This window comes from Marinibacterium sp. SX1 (genome assembly GCF_050389775.1).
Lineage (GTDB): Bacteria > Pseudomonadota > Alphaproteobacteria > Rhodobacterales > Rhodobacteraceae > Marinibacterium.
Genome location: NZ_CP177144.1, coordinates 3,387,841 through 3,407,800 on the forward strand (window position 1 = coordinate 3,387,841; position 19,960 = coordinate 3,407,800).

Annotated in this window: 23 protein-coding genes; 14 read left to right on the forward strand and 9 right to left on the reverse strand. The window is 66.2% G+C overall.

Going from position 1 to position 19,960, the window contains the following annotated elements:
- The first annotated feature begins 75 nt into the window (after nt 1-75).
- Together ACK3BB_RS15275 and grxD are read left to right on the forward strand one after the other, a co-directional pair.
- Nucleotides 76-318 (forward strand): BolA/IbaG family iron-sulfur metabolism protein, encoded by a 243-nt coding sequence (locus tag ACK3BB_RS15275; RefSeq protein ID WP_428925499.1) that lies wholly within the window; start codon nt 76-78, stop codon nt 316-318.
- A 78-nt stretch (nt 319-396) separates the two neighbouring features.
- Nucleotides 397-756 (forward strand): Grx4 family monothiol glutaredoxin, encoded by a 360-nt coding sequence (gene grxD, locus ACK3BB_RS15280; protein WP_428925500.1) that lies wholly within the window; start codon nt 397-399, stop codon nt 754-756.
- Between the two features lie 124 nt (nt 757-880).
- Here grxD and ACK3BB_RS15285 read toward each other — a convergent pair whose 3' ends face one another.
- The 3 genes from ACK3BB_RS15285 to ACK3BB_RS15295 form a co-directional block, all read right to left on the reverse strand.
- The gene (locus tag ACK3BB_RS15285; protein WP_428925501.1) at nt 881-1,663 is read right to left on the reverse strand and encodes a hypothetical protein; all 783 of its coding nucleotides are present in this window, start codon (nt 1,661-1,663) and stop codon (nt 881-883) included.
- A 144-nt stretch (nt 1,664-1,807) separates the two neighbouring features.
- Nucleotides 1,808-2,236: a cell division protein ZapA gene (locus ACK3BB_RS15290; protein WP_428925502.1), complete on the reverse strand. Its 429-nt coding sequence runs from the start codon at nt 2,234-2,236 to the stop codon at nt 1,808-1,810.
- The gene (locus ACK3BB_RS15295) at nt 2,236-2,736 is read right to left on the reverse strand and encodes a hypothetical protein (RefSeq protein ID WP_428925503.1); all 501 of its coding nucleotides are present in this window, start codon (nt 2,734-2,736) and stop codon (nt 2,236-2,238) included. Before ACK3BB_RS15295 ends, ACK3BB_RS15290 begins: the two co-directional genes overlap by 1 nt.
- Before the next feature lie 224 nt (nt 2,737-2,960).
- Between ACK3BB_RS15295 and tkt the strand changes: the two genes are divergently transcribed.
- Entirely contained in the window at nt 2,961-4,979 is a 2,019-nt protein-coding gene (gene tkt / locus ACK3BB_RS15300; RefSeq protein WP_428925504.1) for a transketolase, read from the forward strand.
- Between the two features lie 184 nt (nt 4,980-5,163).
- Here the strand turns inward: tkt and ACK3BB_RS15305 are convergent, their stop codons facing one another.
- Nucleotides 5,164-5,289, reverse strand: coding sequence for a hypothetical protein (locus ACK3BB_RS15305; RefSeq protein WP_428925505.1), 126 nt, complete (start codon nt 5,287-5,289; stop codon nt 5,164-5,166).
- A 147-nt stretch (nt 5,290-5,436) separates the two neighbouring features.
- Between ACK3BB_RS15305 and ACK3BB_RS15310 the strand changes: the two genes are divergently transcribed.
- A complete protein-coding gene (locus tag ACK3BB_RS15310; RefSeq protein ID WP_428925506.1) occupies nt 5,437-5,727 on the forward strand; it encodes a (2Fe-2S)-binding protein in 291 nt (96 codons plus the stop codon).
- A complete protein-coding gene (gene bfr / locus ACK3BB_RS15315; RefSeq protein WP_428925507.1) occupies nt 5,681-6,169 on the forward strand; it encodes a bacterioferritin in 489 nt (162 codons plus the stop codon). The genes ACK3BB_RS15310 and bfr overlap by 47 nt, the downstream gene beginning before the upstream one ends.
- 625 nt (nt 6,170-6,794) lie before the next feature.
- On the opposite strand, the gene ACK3BB_RS15320 is transcribed toward bfr, so the two are convergent.
- Entirely contained in the window at nt 6,795-7,772 is a 978-nt protein-coding gene (locus ACK3BB_RS15320; RefSeq protein WP_428925508.1) for a DUF808 domain-containing protein, read from the reverse strand.
- Between the two features lie 212 nt (nt 7,773-7,984).
- Here ACK3BB_RS15320 and gap (ACK3BB_RS15325) point away from each other — a divergent pair, with 212 nt between their 5' ends.
- The 3 genes from gap (ACK3BB_RS15325) (at nt 7,985) to gap (ACK3BB_RS15335) (ending at nt 10,451) form a co-directional block, all read left to right on the forward strand.
- A complete protein-coding gene (gene gap / locus ACK3BB_RS15325; protein ID WP_428925509.1) occupies nt 7,985-9,007 on the forward strand; it encodes a type I glyceraldehyde-3-phosphate dehydrogenase in 1,023 nt (340 codons plus the stop codon).
- A 150-nt stretch (nt 9,008-9,157) separates the two neighbouring features.
- Nucleotides 9,158-9,301: a hypothetical protein gene (locus ACK3BB_RS15330; RefSeq protein ID WP_428925510.1), complete on the forward strand. Its 144-nt coding sequence runs from the start codon at nt 9,158-9,160 to the stop codon at nt 9,299-9,301.
- 151 nt (nt 9,302-9,452) lie between these two features.
- Entirely contained in the window at nt 9,453-10,451 is a 999-nt protein-coding gene (gap, locus tag ACK3BB_RS15335) for a type I glyceraldehyde-3-phosphate dehydrogenase (protein ID WP_428925511.1), read from the forward strand.
- Between the two features lie 216 nt (nt 10,452-10,667).
- On the opposite strand, the gene coaD is transcribed toward gap (ACK3BB_RS15335), so the two are convergent.
- From coaD to ACK3BB_RS15350, 3 genes are all read right to left on the reverse strand, one after another.
- Nucleotides 10,668-11,162: a pantetheine-phosphate adenylyltransferase gene (gene coaD / locus ACK3BB_RS15340; RefSeq protein ID WP_428925512.1), complete on the reverse strand. Its 495-nt coding sequence runs from the start codon at nt 11,160-11,162 to the stop codon at nt 10,668-10,670.
- A 64-nt stretch (nt 11,163-11,226) separates the two neighbouring features.
- Nucleotides 11,227-11,664: a CBS domain-containing protein gene (locus ACK3BB_RS15345; protein ID WP_428925513.1), complete on the reverse strand. Its 438-nt coding sequence runs from the start codon at nt 11,662-11,664 to the stop codon at nt 11,227-11,229.
- A gap of 75 nt (nt 11,665-11,739) precedes the next feature.
- Nucleotides 11,740-12,633 carry a LysR family transcriptional regulator gene (locus tag ACK3BB_RS15350; RefSeq protein WP_428925514.1) on the reverse strand — a complete coding sequence of 298 codons (894 nt, stop codon included), beginning with the start codon at nt 12,631-12,633 and terminating at the stop codon, nt 11,740-11,742.
- A 119-nt stretch (nt 12,634-12,752) separates the two neighbouring features.
- Between ACK3BB_RS15350 and ACK3BB_RS15355 the strand changes: the two genes are divergently transcribed.
- The 3 genes from ACK3BB_RS15355 to ACK3BB_RS15365 all read left to right on the forward strand — a co-directional run bounded on the left by ACK3BB_RS15355 (nt 12,753) and on the right by ACK3BB_RS15365 (nt 15,622).
- On the forward strand, nt 12,753-14,252 hold the full coding sequence (locus ACK3BB_RS15355) for a CoA-acylating methylmalonate-semialdehyde dehydrogenase (protein WP_428925515.1): 1,500 nt from the start codon (nt 12,753-12,755) through the stop codon (nt 14,250-14,252).
- Between the two features lie 169 nt (nt 14,253-14,421).
- Nucleotides 14,422-14,787 carry a hypothetical protein gene (locus ACK3BB_RS15360; RefSeq protein WP_428925516.1) on the forward strand — a complete coding sequence of 122 codons (366 nt, stop codon included), beginning with the start codon at nt 14,422-14,424 and terminating at the stop codon, nt 14,785-14,787.
- Between the two features lie 232 nt (nt 14,788-15,019).
- On the forward strand, nt 15,020-15,622 hold the full coding sequence (locus ACK3BB_RS15365; protein WP_428925517.1) for a L,D-transpeptidase: 603 nt from the start codon (nt 15,020-15,022) through the stop codon (nt 15,620-15,622).
- A 45-nt stretch (nt 15,623-15,667) separates the two neighbouring features.
- Here the strand turns inward: ACK3BB_RS15365 and ACK3BB_RS15370 are convergent, their stop codons facing one another.
- Nucleotides 15,668-16,507 carry a class I SAM-dependent methyltransferase gene (locus ACK3BB_RS15370; protein WP_428925518.1) on the reverse strand — a complete coding sequence of 280 codons (840 nt, stop codon included), beginning with the start codon at nt 16,505-16,507 and terminating at the stop codon, nt 15,668-15,670.
- 287 nt (nt 16,508-16,794) lie between these two features.
- Here ACK3BB_RS15370 and ACK3BB_RS15375 point away from each other — a divergent pair, with 287 nt between their 5' ends.
- From ACK3BB_RS15375 to mmsB, 3 genes are read left to right on the forward strand one after another with little or no spacing between them, the layout of a single operon-like run.
- Nucleotides 16,795-17,937 (forward strand): acyl-CoA dehydrogenase family protein, encoded by a 1,143-nt coding sequence (locus ACK3BB_RS15375; protein WP_428925519.1) that lies wholly within the window; start codon nt 16,795-16,797, stop codon nt 17,935-17,937.
- 1 nt (nt 17,938) lies between these two features.
- Nucleotides 17,939-18,979: an enoyl-CoA hydratase/isomerase family protein gene (locus ACK3BB_RS15380; protein WP_428925520.1), complete on the forward strand. Its 1,041-nt coding sequence runs from the start codon at nt 17,939-17,941 to the stop codon at nt 18,977-18,979.
- A complete protein-coding gene (gene mmsB, locus ACK3BB_RS15385) occupies nt 18,976-19,851 on the forward strand; it encodes a 3-hydroxyisobutyrate dehydrogenase (RefSeq protein ID WP_428925521.1) in 876 nt (291 codons plus the stop codon). Before ACK3BB_RS15380 ends, mmsB begins: the two co-directional genes overlap by 4 nt.
- Nucleotides 19,852-19,960 lie beyond the last annotated feature (109 nt).

Sequence of the window (19,960 nt, forward strand, 5' to 3'; positions counted from 1 at the left end):
GCGGGGCCTGCCCTGCGTCTTGCACCGGGCCGGGCCACGGCCTACATTTTCTCACCGAGCAGGGAGACCATCGCCATGGCCATGCAAGCCCATGAAATCGAGACTCTGATCCGGGAGAGCTTTCCGGAGGCCAGGATCACCATCACCGACCTCGCGGGGGACGGAAACCATTACGCGGCCGAGGTGATCGACGAAAGTTTCCGCGGCAAGAACCGGGTGCAGCAGCAGCGCGCGGTCTATGCCGCGCTCAAGGGCAAGATGGACGGCGCGCAGGGCGAATTGCATGCCCTGGCCCTGACCACCAAGGCGCCCGACTGACCGACCGCAGGGGCCGCCGGGCCGCAGATCGCCCGGCCCCCGCCGCGACCCCACCTTCGACCGTAAAGGGACAAGAACATGAGTGCTGAACAGCAGATCAAGGACACGATCACCGCCAACACCGTGGTGCTCTTCATGAAGGGCACCAAGTCGATGCCGCAATGCGGCTTTTCCAGCCGCGTGGCCGGGGTGCTGAACTACATGGGCGTCGATTTCACCGACGTGAACGTGCTGGCCGATGACGAGATCCGCCAGGGCATTAAGGATTTCTCCGACTGGCCGACGATCCCCCAGCTCTATGTGAAGGGCGAATTTGTCGGCGGCTGCGACATCATCACCGAAATGACCCTGTCGGGCGAGCTGGACACGTTGTTCGAAGACAATGGCGTGACTTACGACAAGGACGCGGCGAACAAGATCCGCGAAGCCAACGCCTGAACGCCGCTCGCCCGGGCCTGACCCGGCACGGCCGATCCTGATGCAAACGGCCCCCGGGAGATGTCCCGGGGGCCGTTTTCCGTTTCTGCGCTGTCAGGCTCCGCGCTGTCAGGCGCCGCGCGGCCTATTCGTCGGCCGTGGCCGGAGCGGTGTCATCCGCCGCTGCCGCGGGAGGCTGGCCGGGCGCGCCCGCCTGGTCGCGGCGCGCTCGGGGCAGCTCGTCGCGGGTGATCACGCCGTCGGAATTGGCATCGAGCCGGCCGAAGATCTGGTCGGCCTTGGCATCGAACTCGGCCCGCGAGATTTCGCCATCGGCCATCAGCTCGGCAAAGAACGGCGGGTGGCGCAGCGGCCCACGGGCCTGGCCGGGGCCAACTTCCTTGCCGGACATGCGCCGGTGCTCACCCATGCCGGGCTTGCCGCCCTGCGGGCCATGGCCGCCCATCATGCCGCCGGGATGGGGCATCATCTGCTGGCCCATCTGCGGCCCCATGCCGGGCATCATCTGGGGCATCATTTGCGGCATCGGCATCATCTGGGGCATCATCGGCGGCATGACCGGCACCATGACATAGCCCGGCACCATGGCGTAGCCGGGCATCATGGGCGCCATCATCGGAGGCATCATGCCGGGCATGCCACCGGGGCGCATGCCCTGGCCCATCCCCTGCCCCATGCCCATCTGGCCGGGATACTGACCATGGTGATAGCCCTCGCCCCGGGCCTGGTGTTCGGGCCGCGGGCCCTTGCCCTTCCCGTGGCCCATGGCCCCACCGGCCGCGCCCTGCTCGGCCGCCTGTTCGCGGGCCGGCGGCGTCGTCGGCGCCTGGGTGTCGGGGGTGGTCTGGGCAAAGGCCGAGGCGGCCGTGACGGCCAGGACCTGGGAAGCGATCAACAAGGATTTCATAATCCGCTCCTGTCTTTAGGGTCTTGTCCCTAGCAAACGCAGGAGCCCCGTCGATCCGTCGCGGAAAATCCGCGGCCCGGGAAAGGGGGTGGCAAAGGGGCGGGCCGTGGGCGGATCACCGCCGCCCACGGCCCGGTGCCGGGCTCAGGCCGGCGGCGTGGTTTCGTCGGCCGGCGCCTCGCCTTCGGCCTTTTCCTCGACCTCGGCAGCCAGTGCCTCGGCCTGGGCGGCCAGTTCGGCCAGCGTGTCGGTCACCGAGGCCGGCACCACCGGCACCTCGACACGCTCGGGCTCGGGCGGCGGCGCATCGCGGAAGGCCGCCAGTTCGGCATCGCGTTCGGCCAGCACGGCCTCTACCTCGCGGATGCGGTCTTCGACCGCCGCGGTCTTGTCGGCCAGCATCAGCCCGGCCATCAGCAACATCCGCCCCTCGGGCATGCGCCCGATCTGCTGGGCCAGCACCTGGGCCTCTTCGTCCAGCATGGCCGCGGCCGATTGCAGGTAGCTTTCCTCGCCTTCCTGGCAGGCCACGGCAAAATCACGGCCGCCGATCTGGATCGTCACCTCGGGCATCAGGCGTCCTCCTCGTCGGTGTCATTGGCCAGGGTCGAATTGGCCGCCGCCAGCAGCGGCTGCAGCCGGGCCAGGATCGCCCCGGCCTCGGCGGTTTCGGCCGCCCGCGCCGCACGCAGGGCTTCCAGCTCGGCCAGCATGGCCTTGTTGATCAGGTCGGGGGCGCCGACGCCCTCTTCGTTGGCCGCACGCAGCTGCGCATTGCTGTCGCGCAGCTGGTCATTGGCCTGGCGCAGGCGCTGAACATCCATGTCCAGCCGGGCCATCGCGTCCGACTGGGCCTCGATTTCCTTTTTCAGCGTGGCCAGTTCCGTGTCATGGCGCGCCCGCAGGGACAGGATGCGCTCGGCCAGCTGGGCATTGGCCAGCCGTTCCTCTTCCAATGCCTCGGCCAGCCCCGGTTCGGGGGCGTCGACCGCCGGGCCAAGCCCGTCCAGCCCGGTGCGGATCCGCTGCATGGCGGCGACGATCCGCCCCTGCAATTCCTCGATTTCGCTCATGCCCGTCACCTTGCTTCGTGCGGTTGTCGTTTGCTCCCTGCCCCGGACCGGACCGCGAATCGCGCGTCCGGCCGGCGCGGTCCAGTTTAACGAATGGGAACAAGAATTGCCCAGCCATTGCAATCAAGCACTTGGGCGGCCCGGCTGACCCGGGGCGCGCGCTTGCACTTTGCGCCCCGCTTGGTATTCAGCGTCGAACAGAGATCAAATCAAGGAGTGTCCCGGTGGATCTCACTGCGCTGCGCAATGCCAACCCCGAACATTGGGCCAAGGCGGCCGCCATCCGCACCCTGACGCTGGATGCCGTCGCCGCCGCGAATTCCGGCCATTCCGGCATGCCGATGGGCATGGCCGACGTGGCCACGGTGCTCTTTGAAAAGCATCTGAAGTTCGATGCGGCCAATCCGCAATGGCCCGACCGCGACCGGTTCATCCTGTCGGCCGGCCATGGGTCGATGCTGATCTATTCGCTGCTCTATCTCACCGGCTCCGACGAGATCACGCTGGACCAGATCAAGAACTTCCGCCAGTGGGGCGCCAAGACCGCCGGCCACCCGGAAAACTTCCTGGCCGCCGGGATCGAGACGACGACCGGCCCACTGGGCCAGGGCATCGCCAATTCGGTGGGCTTTGCCATCGCCGAGGCCAGCCTGCGGGCGCGGTTCGGCAAGTCGCTGGTCGATCACTACACCTATGTCATCGCCGGCGACGGCTGCCTGATGGAAGGCGTCAGCCAGGAAGCCATCGCCCTGGCCGGGCGCCAGGAACTGGGCCGGCTGGTCGTGTTCTGGGACAACAACAACATCACCATCGACGGCACCGTCGACCTGGCCGACCGCACCAACCAGGTTGCGCGGTTCAAGGCCAGCGGCTGGCATGTCCAGGAAATCGACGGCCATGACCCCGAGGCGATCGACGCCGCGATCACGGCGGCCAAGTCGACCAAGAAACCGTCGATGATCGCCTGCAAGACCCATATCGCCATCGGCTCCTCGGCCCAGGACACGTCCAAGGGCCATGGCGCGCTGACCGATGCAACGCTGATTGCTGATGCCAAGAAGGCCTATGGCGCCCCCGCCGGTGCCTTCGAGGTTACCGACGAGGTCAAGACGGCCTGGGAAGAGATCGGCAAGCGCGGCGCGGCGGACAAGGCCGCCTGGGACGACCGCCTGGCCGCCCAGGGCGAAGCCAAGCGCAACCGGTTCAACCGGGTCATCGCCGGCGAAGCGCCCAAGCGCCTGTCGGCCACGATCCGCGCGCTGAAGAAGCAGGTCAGCGAGAGCGCGCCCAAGGTGGCCACGCGCAAGAGCTCGGAAATGGTGCTGGAAGTGGTCAACCCGATGATGGTCGAGACCATCGGCGGTTCGGCCGACCTGACCGGGTCGAACAACACCAAGACCGGCGACTTGGGCATCTTCGACACCGACAACCGCAAGGGCCGCTACATCCATTACGGCATCCGTGAACACGGCATGGCCGCGGCGATGAACGGCATGGCGCTGCATGGCGGCATCCGGCCCTACGGCGGCACGTTCATGTGCTTCACCGACTACGCCCGTCCGGCCATGCGCCTGGCCGCGCTGATGAAGGTGCCGACGGTCTTTGTCATGACCCACGATTCGATCGGCCTGGGCGAAGACGGCCCGACCCACCAGCCCGTCGAGCACCTGGCGATCAGCCGGGCCACGCCCAACACGCTGGTCTTCCGCCCGGCCGACACGGTGGAAACCGCCGAAGCTTGGGAACTGGCGCTGACCCAGCAGGACACGCCGTCGGTGCTGTCGCTGACCCGCCAGGGCCTGCCGACCGTGCGGACCGAGCACAAGACCAAGAACCTCACCGCCCAGGGCGCCTATATCCTGGCCGAAGCCGAGGGCAAGCGGCAGGTCATCCTGATGGCCACCGGTTCGGAAGTGGCCATTGCCCTGGAAGCCCGCGAGGCGCTTCAGGCCGAAGGCATCGGCACGCGCGTCGTGTCCATGCCCTGCATGGAGCTTTTCGCCCAGCAGGACGAAGCCTATCGCAAGCGCGTGCTGCCCGCCGGGCCGGTGCGCGTGGGCATCGAGGCCGCCGTGCGCCAGGGCTGGGACCGCTGGCTGCTGGGCGAACGTGGCCGCGACGCCAAGGCCGGCTTCGTCGGCATGGACAGCTTTGGCGCCTCGGCCCCGGCCGACGTGCTCTACGAGAAATTCGGCATCACTGCCGAGGGTGTGGTTGGCAAGGTCAAGGCTCTGCTCGCCTGATCCTTTGCCCCGATCACATCCAGAAGGCCCGCCGGCACCCGCCGGTGGGCCTTTTTTGTGGCCCATGGGCGGCCCGGCCCCTGGCCCCCGGTCCGCCTTTCCCGGCCGCATCTGACCCCGCCTGCCCGTCCCCCATCGTTCCGGCCATGTCGGCTTGCCTTGCCCGGGCCGGATCGGGCGTGTCTCATCCGTTACTCACCGGGCGCTTGCCGCTTTCCCCGGTCTGCTTGACGGTCGGCCGCGCCACACCCTGACCGCCCCGATCCGCCATGATCACCATCTGCCGCTTGCGCCCCGTCCGTCTGTCCATCTCAGCCCCCTGAACACGACCAAAACCACGGCAGTCAGCGGCAGATCGCCGCCCGCTCACGGTTTGCTGAAGATGAGCGTTTTTATCGGAATTGACTTCCCGAGTAATTCTGTCATCTATAAGGCACAAGCGACCGGGACCTAACGAATGATCATCTGCAGTTGCCAGCGCATCAGCGACACCGACATCAATTCGGCCATCGACTGGATGCGCAGCGCCGATCCGGCGACGATCATCACCCCCGGCAAGGTCTACCGCGCGCTCGGGAAAAAGCCCGATTGCGGCGGGTGCATGCATCTGTTTGTTGCCACCATGCGCCAAAGCGATAACCTAGAGGTACCCGCGGTCCTGCGCGGGTTGAAACCCAGGTACCGCGAGAAGGACAAGGCGCATGAAGGGCGACACCAAGGTCATCGAATATCTCAACAGGGCTCTTAGGGCCGAGCTGACGGCGGTCAACCAGTACTGGCTGCACTACCGGCTGCAGGCCGATTGGGGCTATGGCAAGCTGGCCAAGAAATCGCGGGCCGAATCCATCGAAGAGATGCATCACGCGGACAAGATCATCGACCGCATCATCTTTCTCGAAGGCCACCCCAACCTGCAGACGCTGGACCCGCTGCGCATCGGCGAAAACGTGCGCGAGACGCTGACCTGCGATCTGGCCGGCGAAATGGATGCGGTGGCGCTGTATTCCGAGGCCCGCAAGTATTGCAACGAGGTCGGCGATTACGTGTCGATGGCCCTGTTCGAGGAACTGCTGGTCGACGAGGAAGGCCACGTGGACTTCCTGGAAACCCAGATCGAGCTGCACGACCGGATCGGCGAACAGAATTACGGCCAGCTCAACGCCCAGTCGGTCGACGAGGTCGAAGGCTGACCCATCGGGCGGGCGCCCTGCGGCCCCGCCCCTGTCACCCCGGAACGCCCTGGCCCGCGGATGCGCCGGGCCGGGCAGGTTTGTTGCGTGATCATCGGACTGGATGGCACACACCGGAACGTGCCCAGTGGACCGGGCCGCGATCACGGGTCCGCACGACGCTCGCCAGGCTGAATCGCGCAGATCGACGCGCGCCAACCCGGGCCGTAATGCGCCCCACGGTCCTGCCCTTGGAACCATGGTCCCGCCTTGGCCAATCGTTCTGACCGGCTTCGATGTTCGCCTGACGGGAGCGCACACGCCAAACCGGGCCAACCCGGGCCGTGATGCGCCCCACGGTCCTGCCCTTGCCACCATGGTCTCGCCTTGGCCAATCGTTCTGACCGGCTTCGATGTTCGCCGGACGGGAGCGCACACACCAAACCGGGCCAAACCGGGCCGTGATGTGCCCCGCGGTCCTGCCCAGGCCACCACGCGTCCACCTTGGCCAATCGTTCTGCCCGGCTTTCGTTTTCCCCGGACTGGAAAACACCCCCCGGACGGGACCGCACGCACCGAACCGGAACACCCCAAACCTGACCGGGACACGCCCGCGCGCCCCGGATCAAACGCCCGACGCCCTGGCTCAGTGGGCGGCGCCGTCCTTGTCGCCGCCACCAAACAGCCGGATCACCGGCTGGATGACATGTTCGGCCAGGGGCATCAGCGCCGCGCCCAGGGCCACGCCGAAGATGCCGTCGATCAGCGCCGTGACCAGCCATTCGACCGTGGCCGTCAGGTTCTCGGGGACCAGGTGGCCGACAAAGGCCGCCACGCCGTGGATGGCATGGCCGATGGCGCTCAGGCCCAGCTGTTCCAGCGAATGGATGACGATCGACCCGCCGACCCAGAGCATGGCCGCCGTGCCGACGATGGTCAGGATCTTCATGAAATGGGGCATGACATGCACGATGCCCCGGCCGATCCCCCGCACCGCGCCCGAGGGGCTGGACGCCAGGTAGAGCCCGAAGTCATCGGCCTTCACGATCAGCGCCACCGCGCCATAGACCACGATGGTGATGCCGATGCCCACGATGGCCAGAACCAGCCCGACCCAGGCCCAATGGCCGTCGGGAATCGCCGACAGCGCGATGGTCATGATCTCGGCCGACAGGATGAAATCGGTCTTGATCGCCCCGCTGGCCTTTTCCTCTTCCAGGTGGGCCGGATCGGTATCCACCGGGTTGACCTCGGGCGCATGGCCCTCGTGGGGCAGGAAGGAATGCAGGACCTTCTCGGCCCCTTCGTAACACAAGTAGCCTCCGCCCAGCATCAGCAGCGGGGCAATGGCCCAGGGCGCGAATTGCGACAGCAGCAGGGCGATGGGCAACAGGATGACCAGCTTGTTGCGGAACGATCCCTTGGCAATGCGCCAGATGATCGGGATCTCGCGGCTGGCATCGAACCCGTGCACGTATTTGGGCGTCACCGCCGCGTCGTCGATAACCGCCCCGGCTGCCTTGGCCCCGGCCTTGGCCGCCTGGGCCGCCACGTCGTCGACCGACGCCGCCGCCACCTTGGCGATCCCCGCCACGTCGTCCAACAATGCGAGAAGTCCGCTCATGCCCTGGTTCCTTGCCTTTGCCCAGCCTGTCCATCCGCCGGCCCGGGGCCGGTGTCGCCGGGAACCCTAGAGCATATCCGCCCCAAGGCAAGCGTTAGCGCAACCGGCATTGGTTTGCGCTAACATACTAAAAACACGCTGTTTTTGGCTTTTCGCGCTGCTGTGCAGCGTCTATATCACGGCCAAGGAAACCCTTTTTCGGAGCGCGTTTCATGACCATCCATGTTGGCATCAACGGCTTTGGCCGCATCGGCCGTTGCACCCTTTCGCACATCGCCCAGTCGGGGCGCGACGACATCCGCGTCGTCAAGGTCAATGCCACCGGCCCGCTGGACACGGCCGCCCACCTGATGCGCTATGACAGCGTGCACGGCCGCTTCCCCGGCCAGATCACCGTCGGCGACGGCACGATGGACCTGGGCCAGGGCCCGATCCAGATGTATTCGACCTATGACCCGGCCGAGATCGACTGGTCGGGCTGCGACGTGGTGCTGGAATGCACCGGCAAGTTCAACGACGGCGAGACCGCTGCCGTGCACCTGGACCAGGGCGCCGGCGCGGTGCTGATCTCGGCCCCGGCCAAGAACGTCCAGAAAACCGTGGTCTATGGCGTCAACGACCACGAGCTCAGCGCCGACACGACCATGGTGTCGAACGGCTCGTGCACGACCAATTGCCTGGCCCCGCTGGCCAAGGTGCTGGACGAGGCCTTTGGCATCGAACACGGCATCATGACCACCGTGCATTCCTATACCGGCGACCAGTCGACGATCGACCGCCGGCACAAGGACCTCTATCGCGCCCGCGCGGCGGCCATGGCCATGATCCCCACCACCACCGGTGCGGCCAAGGCCCTGGGCGAGGTGCTGCCCAAGCTGAAGGGCAAGCTGGACGGGTCGTCGATTCGCGTGCCGACGCCGAATGTCTCGGCCGTCGACCTGACCTTCCGCGCCGGGCGCAACGTGACGGCCGAAGAGGTCAACGCCGCCGTGGCCGCTGCGGTCAAGGGCAAGATGGCCCGCGTGCTGGCCTATGACAGCGAACAGAAGGTGTCGGTCGATTTCAACCACACCGAGGAAAGCTCGATCTTTGCGCCCGACCAGACCCGGGTCGTCGATGGCCGCATGGTGCGCGTGCTGGCCTGGTATGACAACGAATGGGGTTTTTCGGCGCGCATGGCCGACGTGGCCGTGGCCATGGGCCGGCTGCAGAAATCGGCGCTGGCGGCGGCCTGAGCCGGCCCCGCGCCACCCGGCCCTGGCCCGGGCGGCGGCGTCGGAAACGGCCCCGCCCGGACACGCGGCAACGACGAACAGGCTGCGAACTTGCGGCACGAGGCCCGGTCAGGCATATCTGGCCGGGCCTTTCCTTTTGCGGATGTCCCGATGACCAACAGCCTGGCGCTTTTTCTCGCGGTCGTGATCAGCGTCGCCATTGTGCTGGACCTGGCCGTTTTCGGGACCGATCACACCATCTTCCTTGGAAAAAAGCTTTACGATCTGATCGAATGGATGGCCTTCTGGCGCTGAGCCCATTGGCGATCGCCCGCGCGGGCGGTTGACAAGGCGGGGCGCGCCGTGTTGTTACCTGCGTTGTTAGCGCAAACAAGACACGCCTTCATCACCGGCGCCGCATCGGCGCCATTGCGGGTCCGGCGGCCCGCCAGCCGGGAGAGGACAGATGACAGTCAAAGTTGCCATCAACGGATTTGGACGGATCGGGCGCAACGTGCTGCGCGGGATCGTGGAAAGCGGGCGCAGCGACATCGAGGTGATCGCGATCAACGATCTCGGCCCGGTCGAGACCAATGCGCATCTGCTGCAGTTCGACAGCGTGCACGGCCGGTTCCCGGCCGAGGTCAAGGTGGCGGGCGATGCGATCGACGTGGGCTATGGGCCGATCAAGGTCACGGCCGAACGCGATCCGGCCGCCCTGCCCTGGGGCGACGTGGATATCGCCCTGGAATGCACCGGGATCTTCACCGCCCGCGACAAGGCCGCGGCGCATCTGCAGAACGGGTCCAGCAAGGTGCTGGTCTCGGCGCCGGCGTCGGGCGCGGATCTGACGGTGGTCTACGGGGTCAACCATGACCAGCTGACCGGCGATCACGTCGTGGTGTCGAATGCTTCCTGCACGACCAATTGCCTGTCACCGGTTGCCAAGGTGCTCAACGATGCGATCGGCATCGAAAAGGGCTTCATGACCACGATCCACAGCTATACGGGCGATCAGCCGACGCTGGACACGATGCACAAGGATCTCTATCGCGCCCGGGCGGCGGCGATGTCGATGATCCCGACCTCGACAGGGGCGGCCAAGGCCGTGGGGCTGGTGCTGCCCGAGCTGAACGGCAAGCTGGACGGGGTGGCCATCCGGGTGCCGACGCCGAACGTGTCGGTGGTCGACCTGACGTTCAACGCCGCGCGCGAGACCAGCGTCGAAGAGATCAACGCCGCGATCAAGGCGGCAGCGGACGGGCCGCTGAAAGGCATCCTCGGCTATACCGACAAGCCAAACGTGTCGATGGATTTCAACCACGACCCGCATTCGTCGATCTTCCACCTGGACCAGACCAAGGTCATGGACGGCACGATGGTGCGCATCCTGACCTGGTATGACAACGAATGGGGCTTTTCCAACCGCATGGCCGATACGGCCGTGGCGATGGCCAAGGTCTGAATGCGCCGGCCGCGGGGCCGGTAGAGCACAGGACAAGGGCGGGATCTTTCCCGCCCTTTTTCATTGGGGTGATCGGGTGAAATTGGTCGCGGGCGTCACCACCGCCCGGCGGATGGCCACGGACCCGTGCCCCGCCCGGCGCTTCGGTCCAGGGCATCGCGCCCGATACACACCGCCCCGCCCGGCTCATCGGCCTCTTGCAAGGCCGCCTCGCGACTAACCGTGCAGACGGCGGACCAGCGCGTCATGTACCGCCGGCGGTACGAACTTGGACACGTCACCGTTCAGCCGGCAGATTTCCTTGACCAGCTTGGACGCGATCGCCTGATGCCGGGCCTCGGCCATCAGGAACACCGTCTCGACGGAATCGTCGAGCGCCCGGTTCATGCCAACCATCTGGAATTCATACTCGAAATCCGCCACCGCCCGCAGCCCGCGCACGATGATCGACGCGCCGACATCATGGGCGCAATCGATCAGCAGGTTCTCGAAGGGATGGGCCACGATCTGGGTGCCGGTCTGTTCGGACAGGCTGGCCAGCTCGGGTTCCAGCAGCGACACACGCTCTTCCAGCGAGAAGAGCGGCCCCTTGTCCCGGTTGATCGCCACGCCGATCACCAGCTTGTCCACCAGCGCCGAGGCGCGGCGGATGATGTCGATATGACCCAGCGTGACCGGGTCGAATGTTCCCGGATACAACCCGACGCGCATGACGGTCCTCCCACTTGCGTACCGGGTTGCACCGAAACAAAATTTCGTGGCCGATGCAAGCGGGCTAGTGGCCCATGATCATGCCTTCGAGCGCATCCTTTTCCATTTCCAGTTTCTGCAGCTGCGCCTTGACCACGTCGCCCAGCGAAATCAGCCCGATCAGCGCCCCGTCCTCGTCCAGCACGGGCATGTGGCGGAAATGGCCGTCGGTCATCTTCTTGAGCACCTCGGCCACGTTGGACTGGGCCGTGCAGGTGATCAGGTTGCGCGTCATGTAATCGCTGACCGGCCGGGTCAGGCAGCCGCCCCCCGCCCGCGACAGCTCGCGCACGATGTCGCGTTCCGACAGGATGCCCAGGGGGGTCTTGCCGTCTTCGCTGACCAGGACGGTGCCGATGCGGCGCTCGGCCAGGATGGTCGCCGCTTCGGAAATGGGGGTCGTGGGGGTGACGGTCACAACCCCGGCCTCGGGCTTGGACCTCAGGATCTGGTGAACAAGCATGCGTCTCCTCCCATGCCAGTTTCGTTTGGTATTTTTCTTTCTATTCCTAAAGCGTTGCCGCAATAAAAGTTAAAGTCAAGCCGCAGCTTCCAGACGCAGCACCTCGGCCCGCAACCGCTCGGCCAGAAGCTGGGAAAAGCGGTTGAGACGTTCGCTTTTCTGGTCGCTCTGGTGGCGCACCAGGTAGAAGGCCCGGGTCAGCGAGATATCGTCGGTCAGCACGCGGCGCAGACCCGGATGCGAGGGCAGCGCGAAGTCATGGGCCACGCAAAGCCCCTGCCCGCCTTCGGTCATGCGCAGCTGGACGGGCACAGAGTTCGAGGCCAGGGCCACCCGTTCGACGCCCAGCTCGTGCAGGTAATCCAGCTCGGCATCGAAGATCATGTCGGGGATATAGCCGACCATCGGCCGGCCGCGCAGATCGCCGGTGCCGGCCAGCGGGTGGCGGGCCAGGTAATCGGCCGACCCGGCCAGGTGCAGGTGGTAATCGGTGATCTTCTGCACCACCAGCTGGCCGGCGGTGGGCGGGCTGACCGTCACGGCCATGTCGGCTTCGCGCCGGGACAGGTTGACCACCCGGGGCTGGGCCACGATCTGGATGTCGATGTCGGGATTGTCCTCGGCGATCGACAGGCAGACCTGGGGCAGCAGGTAGGTGGCGCAGCCATCCGGCGCGCCGATGCGGATCTGTCCGGTCAGCCGGTCGGTCGATCCGGTGATCGCATCCATGCCCGAGCGCATCGCCTGTTCCACCCGCTCGCCATGGGCCAGCAGCCGTTCGCCCGCCGGGGTCAGCGCATAGCCCTGGGGAGACTTGCGGAAGAGCGGCGCCTCGACGGCGGTTTCCAGCCGCAGGATGCGCCGGCCCACGGTGGCCGGATCCATCTTCAACTTGCGCCCGGCCCCCGACAGGCTTTCCGCCCGGGCCACGGCCAGAAAGACCTTTACGTCGTCCCAATGCGGCTCCATTCCGATCCCCCTTCCCTTTGCAAAACTGCAATACCTTTTTGAGATCTTGCCCCTGTTCAGCCCTTTTCTGCAAGACTAGGATGCGCCGCAACTGTCAGACCATTCAGGGAAGAGACCAGATGGAAGAGATCTGCCACTATATCAACGGCGCACGTGTCCAGGGCACGTCGGGCCGGTTCACCGAGGTCTTCAACCCCGCCACCGGCGAGGTCCAGGCCAAGGTTCCGCTGGCCACCGTCGAGGAAGTCAACACGGCCATTGCCAAGGCTGCCGAGGCGCAGATCGCCTGGGGCGCGACCAACCCGCAGCGCCGCGCGCGGGTGATGATGAAGTTCGGCCAGCTGATCAACGAGAACATGGACACCCTGGCCGAGCTGGTCAGCCGCGAACACGGCAAGACCCTGCCCGACGCCCGGGGCGACGTGCAGCGCGGGCTGGAGGTCGTCGAGGTCTGCATGGGCGCACCGCACATGCTCAAGGGCGAATATACCGACGATGGCGGCCCGGGGATCGACCTATATTCGATGCGCCAGCCGCTGGGTGTGGTGGCCGGCATCACCCCGTTCAACTTCCCGGCGATGATCCCGCTGTGGAAGATGGCCCCGGCCCTGGCCTGCGGCAACGCGATGATCCTCAAGCCGTCTGAACGCTGCCCGTCGACGGCGCTCTACCTGGCCGAGCTGATCCGCGAAGCCGGCCTGCCCGAAGGTGTGCTGCAGGTGGTCAACGGCGACAAGGAAGCCGTCGACGCGATCCTCGACAATGACACGATCGCCGCCGTGGGCTTTGTCGGCTCGACGCCGATTGCCCAGTACATCTATGGCCGGGCCACGGCCAACGGCAAGCGCGCGCAATGTTTCGGCGGCGCCAAGAACCACATGATCGTCATGCCCGATGCCGACATGGACAAGGCCGCCGACGCGCTGGTCGGCGCGGGCTTTGGTGCGGCCGGCGAACGCTGCATGGCCATTTCGGTGGCCGTGCCCGTCGGCGAAGAGACCGCCGAGGCGCTGATCGAACGGCTGGTCCCGCGCATCGACAAGCTGAAGGTCGGCCCCTACACCGCCGGCGACGACGTCGATTACGGCCCGGTCATCACCAAGGCCGCCGAAGAGCGGATCAAGGGCCTGATCACCAGCGGTGTCGACCAGGGCGCAACACTGGTCCGCGACGGCCGCGATTTCTCGCTTCAGGGATATGAAAACGGTTTCTTCGTCGGCCCGACCCTTTTCGACAATGTCACCCCGGACATGGAAATCTACAAGGAAGAGATCTTTGGCCCGGTCCTGTCGCAGGTGCGCGCCGGTTCTTATGAAGAAGCGCTGAAACTGACCATGGACAATCCCTATGGCAATGGCACCGCAATCTATACCGCAGATGGTGACACGGCCCGCGATTTCGCCCATCGCGTCAATGTCGGCATGGTCGGCATCAATTTCCCGATCCCGGTGCCGCTGTCCTATCACACCTTCGGCGGCTGGAAGAAATCGGCATTCGGCGACCTGAACCAGTACGGCCCCGACGCCTTCCGGTTCTACACCAAGACCAAGACCGTCACGGCGCGCTGGTTCTCGGGCATCAAGGATGGCGGCGAATTCAATTTCAAGGCCATGGATTGACGTTGGATTGACAAAGGTCAATCACCACATTGACCATTTCGTCAAAGCGTGTTTTCAGAGGGGATCGGCGATTGCCGGTCCCCTTTCTACTTGGGCGCAACAAACTGGAATGTCTGTAAGTTTTCGAATTCTCCCGCGCCGTGGGCTGGTCTATGTCCATTACGAGGGTATGCTTCGCGCCGATGATACGCTGACCGTATTCGGCGAATACATGCAACACCCCGATTGCCGGCCCGGCCAGAAGCAATTGGTCGATCTCGAAGCCATCACCGGATTTGAAAGAGACTTTACCCGGCTCTTCGAAGTCCAGGCCAAGAAGGTCGAAGTTTTTGCCAGCGGCGGAATCGAAACCCTGCTTGTCTATTATGCGCCGACCCGCATCGCCCGCGAGATGTCGCAGCTGATCCTGCGCTCGTGGGAGCCGTTCGACGGCGTGATCCCCCTGATCCAGGACACCGAGGCCGGCGCCCTTGCGCTGCTGGGCCAGCCCGAGACCAGCTTTGCCGCGCTGCTGGAACAGGCCGACAAGGTCTGAATCGGCCGGCGCATGGGGCGCGATGACGGTGCCGGGCCTCGCCCGGGACTTCTCCGGACCTCTGCCGAAACGCTGCCAGCCGCCGCCGATACGCCGCCAGACCTCTGGGCGCGGACGGTGAAAACTTTGTGAGGGGCGATCAATTCGCCGCCCTGCCGCTGGCCGGATCGACCGGATCGGCGTAAATATATGCCAAATGCCTCATGTGTCAGATGAAAGAGGACCGAGCACCATGTCCGACCCCCGGCTGTCCCGCCGCAAGATCCTGCTGACCGGCGCCGCGGCGCTGGCAACGCCCGCCGTGGCCCGCGCCCAGTCGACCGACGCCTTCCCCACCGACGAGCCGGCGATCCGCGACCAGACCCCGGTTCAGCGCAACATCTCGTCCTTCTCGACGCAGAACTGGCAGGACCATTTCGACGAGCTGGGCGTCGGCTGCCTGCTGGCCGACATCACCAGCCGGGCCGTGCATTACTGGTCGGGCGACGGCTATTCCTACCGGCTCTATCCCTCGTCGGTGCCGATGTCCGAAGAGCTGACCCGCCGCGGCTATTCGCGCATCGTGCGCAAGACCGAATTCCCCAGCTGGACGCCCACCGCCTCGATGCGCGAACGCGATCCGACCCTGCCGGTGCGCATGGAAGGCGGCGAGCCGGGCAATCCGCTGGGCACGCGGGCCATGTATCTCGACTGGCCGGCCTACCTGGTGCACGGCACCCATGACACCCGCAAGATCGGCCGGCAAAGCTCGTCGGGCTGCATCGGGCTCTACAACCAGCATGTCGAAGAGTTGTACCCGCTGGTCGAGGTCGGCACCCAGGTGCGCCTGCTCTGATCGGGCGACGGCGTTTCCCGCGCGGGAAACGCCACCGCGCGGGCCTCAGCGCTTGCGCATCCAGAAGCTCTGCGCCCGCCCGCCGGCCAGGAACGGCAGCGCCTCGACCGCGTCGGGGCGTTCCTTCTGCAGGTAGAAGCCCGGCCAGAGAATGTCATACCCCCCGCCCTGCAACAGCGCATGCAGCATGTATTGCTCACCCCAGCCCGGGCAATCGTAGAAGAACCGCTTGGGGTATTCGTAGGGCAGGAACACGTCGTGGACATGGATCACCACGCCGGAGGGCAGCGCGGGGATGATCCGGCAGAACAGATGCGCCACGTCGTTCGACATGCGCACGACATGGCTGGAATCGATGAACAGCACGTCCCCCGATTGCAGCTCGGCAAAAAGCGCCGGATCGACGGCCTCGACATAGCCCTGTTCGAACCGGTCGACGACCCCGGCGATATCGGCCCGCGGCCAGGGATCGATGGCGGTGATCGTTCCGTCCGATCCGGCGTCGCGCAGGGCCTGGCGCGTGACCCTCGTGGAATTGCCGCAGCCGACCTCGATCACCCGAGCCGGGTTGAACCGCCGGATCATCAGGTAGAGCGCCTCGGCATCCGGCGTGTCGTAATAGCCGTTGTCCGGCGCATAGCCCGTGGTGCTGGCCCGGCGCAGGCGGTCGAGATCATCGGCATGGGCCCGGTAATCGGCCACCAGCTGCGCGATGTCGAAATCGGCCATGCCGGGCGACAGGGCATAGGCCGGGCCATCCAGCCCGCCCCGGGCCTCGAAGGCCTCGAGCCGGGCGCGTTCGGCGCGGATCTCGTGCTTGTCGACCAGAGCCACGTCGAGCTCGTCCAGCATCGCGTTCATCTGCGGAAATTTGCGTCTGGCCATGGTGCCTGCCCCTGCTTGTGCTGCTGCCCGGTCGGCTTAGGCCCGCGCATCACCTTGTGCAACCGCCCGCCGGCCACAGCGGCGTGATCCCTGCGCGGCCGTCGCCCACAGGTCCCAGAAAATTCGCCGAATTTTCTGGGACCTGTCGCGCCCTGCCCGCCCGTTCGACCGACACCCCGGCAAATCTGCAAGACCGATTTGCGATCCTGCGACTTGCCCCTTGCCCATTGCAAAGGCTAGCAATGGAACATCTGTTCAATAAACCGGGCCACGAGGGGGAGCGTGCCATGGATTTTGCACTGAGCGAGGAACAGCAGGCCATCTTCGACATGGCCCATGGCTTCGGACAGGATAACATCGCGCCACATGCCCGCCTCTGGGAGCGCCAGGGCACGATCCCGAAAGATCTCTGGCCCCGCCTGGCCGAGTTGGGCTTTGGCGGGCTTTATGTCAGCGAGGACAGCGGCGGCAGCGGGCTGGGCCGGCTGGATGCCACGCTGGTCTTCGAAGCCCTGTCCATGGCCTGTCCTTCGGTCGCGGCCTTCCTGTCGATCCACAACATGTGCGCCCGCATGATCGACAGCTTTGCCTCCGATGCCTTCAAGGCCCGGGTCCTGCCCGGCGTGCTGACCATGGACACGGTCCTGTCCTATTGCCTGACCGAACCCGGCTCCGGCTCGGATGCCGCCGCCCTGACCACCCGGGCCGAGCGCACCGACACCGGCTATCGCCTGACCGGCACCAAGGCCTTCATCTCCGGCGGCGGCTATTCCGATGCCTATGTCTGCATGGTGCGCACCGGCGCGGCCGGCCCGGGCGGCATCTCGACCGTCTATGTCGAGGCCGGCACGCCCGGCCTGTCCTTCGGCACCCCCGAGGACAAGATGGGCTGGCGCAGCCAACCCACGGCCCAGGTCCAGTTCGACGATTGCGAGATCCCCGCCGAGGCGCTTGTCGGCGAGGAAGGCCAGGGCTTCCGCTATGCCATGATGGGCCTCGACGGCGGCCGGCTGAACATCTCCGCCTGTTCGCTCGGCGCCGCCCAGTCCGCCCTCGACATGACCCTGGCCTACATGGCCGAACGCAAGGCCTTCGGCCGCAGCATCGACCAGTTCCAGGCCCTGCAATTCCGCCTGGCCGAGATGGAAATCGAATTGCAGGCCGCGCGCACCTTCCTGCGCCAGGCGGCCTGGAAGCTCGACCAGGGCGCGCCGGATGCCACCAAGTTCTGCGCCATGGCCAAGGCCTTTGTCACCGAGACCGGCTCGCGCGTGGTGGACCAATGCCTGCAGATGCATGGCGGATACGGCTACCTGGCCGATTATGGCATCGAAAAGCTGGTGCGTGACCTCAGGGTGCACAAGATCCTCGAAGGCACCAATGAAATCATGCGGTTGATCGTCGCCCGCAGCCTGCTGGCCGGGCACTGACATGGCCGAGACCGATATCCGCATCATCGGCCGCGCCGGCCGCATCACCCTGACCCGCCCCAAGGCGCTGAACGCGCTCAGCTACGACATGTGCCTGGCCATCGACGCCGCGCTGATCGCCTGGGCCGACGATCCGGCCGTGGACCTGGTCGTCCTCGATGCCCAGGGCGACAAGGCCTTTTGCGCCGGCGGTGATATCGCCCGGCTCTACGACACCGGCCTGGCCGGCGATTACGCATTCGGCCGCCGCTTCTGGCGCGACGAATACCGCATGAATGCCCGCCTGGCCGATTACCCCAAGCCGGTCATCAGCCTGATGCAGGGCTTCACCATGGGCGGCGGCGTGGGCATTGGCTGCCACGGCGGCATCCGCATCGTCGGCGACAGTTCCCGCATGGCCATGCCCGAATGCGGCATCGGCCTGGTGCCCGACGTTGGCGGCACCCACCTGCTGTCGCGTGCGCCCGGCCGGCTGGGCGCCTATCTCGGCCTGACCGCCGCGCGCATGAGTCCGGGCGATGCCATCCACGCGGGCTTTGCCGACCGCTACCTGCCCGAGGCCGACTGGCCCGCCCTGATCGCCCGGCTCGAAGCCACCGGCGACACCGCCTGCATCCCCGACCACGCCCCGCCGCCATCGCCCCTGGCCGCTGAGGCCGCGCGCATCGACCGCCTGTTCGCAGGCAGCGACGTGACAGATATTTCTCAGCGAATTCAAGAGGATGACAGCGACACCTCATCCGCTGCGCTAAAGGCGATCCGGCGCAATTCGCCCCTGGCCATGGCCGCAACGCTCGGCCTGCTGGACCGGCTGGATGCCTCCACCACGATCCGCGACGCGCTGACCGGCGAATACCGCTTTACATGGCGGGCCATGGACCAGGGTGACTTCCTCGAAGGCATCCGCGCCCAGATCATCGACAAGGATCGCAACCCCCACTGGCGCGACACGCTCGACACGCTCGACCCGGCCCGCGTCGCGGCCATGCTGGCGCCGCTGGGCGCCGATGACATCACGTTCCAAGAGGAGACAGGCCCATGAAAATCGCATTCATCGGTTTGGGCAACATGGGCGCGCCGATGGCCGCCAACCTGGTCGCCGCCGGGCACCAGGTCACGGGGTTCGACACCGCCGGCATCACCGTCGACGGCGCGGCCGCCGCCACATCCGCCGCCGAGGCCGCAACCGGGGCCGAGGTGGTCATCACCATGCTGCCCAACGGCACCATCCTGCGCGCCGTGGCCGACCAGGTCATTCCCGCCATGGCCCCCGGATCAGCCCTTGTCGATTGTTCGACCGTCGATGTCGACAGCGCGAGGATCGTCGCGCAACAGGCTGAAGACGCGGGACTTCTTTCGGTCGACGCCCCCGTCTCGGGCGGTATCGGCGGCGCGGCGGCGGGCACGCTGACCTTCATGGCCGGCGGCTCGGATGCCGCCTTTGCCATGGCCCGCCCGCTCTTTGACATCATGGGTCAGAAGGCCGTGCATTGCGGCGGATCGGGCGCCGGCCAGGCCGCCAAGATCTGCAACAACATGATCCTCGGTGTCACCATGATCGCCACCTGCGAAGCCTTTGCCCTGGCCGACAAGCTGGGCCTGGCCCGCGACAAGATGTTCGACGTGGTCTCGACCTCCTCGGGCTACAGCTGGTCGATGAACGCCTATTGCCCAGCCCCCGGCGTCGGCCCGACCTCGCCGGCCGACAATGGCTATGCCCCCGGTTTCGCCGCCGACCTCATGCTCAAGGACCTGCGCCTGTCCCAACAGGCCGCCGCCACCGCCGATGCCGACACACCCATGGGCGCCCTGGCCCAGGCGCTCTATGCCCGGTTCGTCGAAGAAGAAGACGGCGCGGGCAAGGATTTCTCGGCCATGCTGCCCCGGTTCGAAACCCGCGGCCACGGCGGCTGATCGCGCCGACCTGCTGCTTCTTTCTCTTTCCAAGTATCCCAACCCGACGGTGCAGCCCGCGCCGTCGGTCGCCACCCCGGGCGCTCACCGCCCCACCCGATCGGCGGAA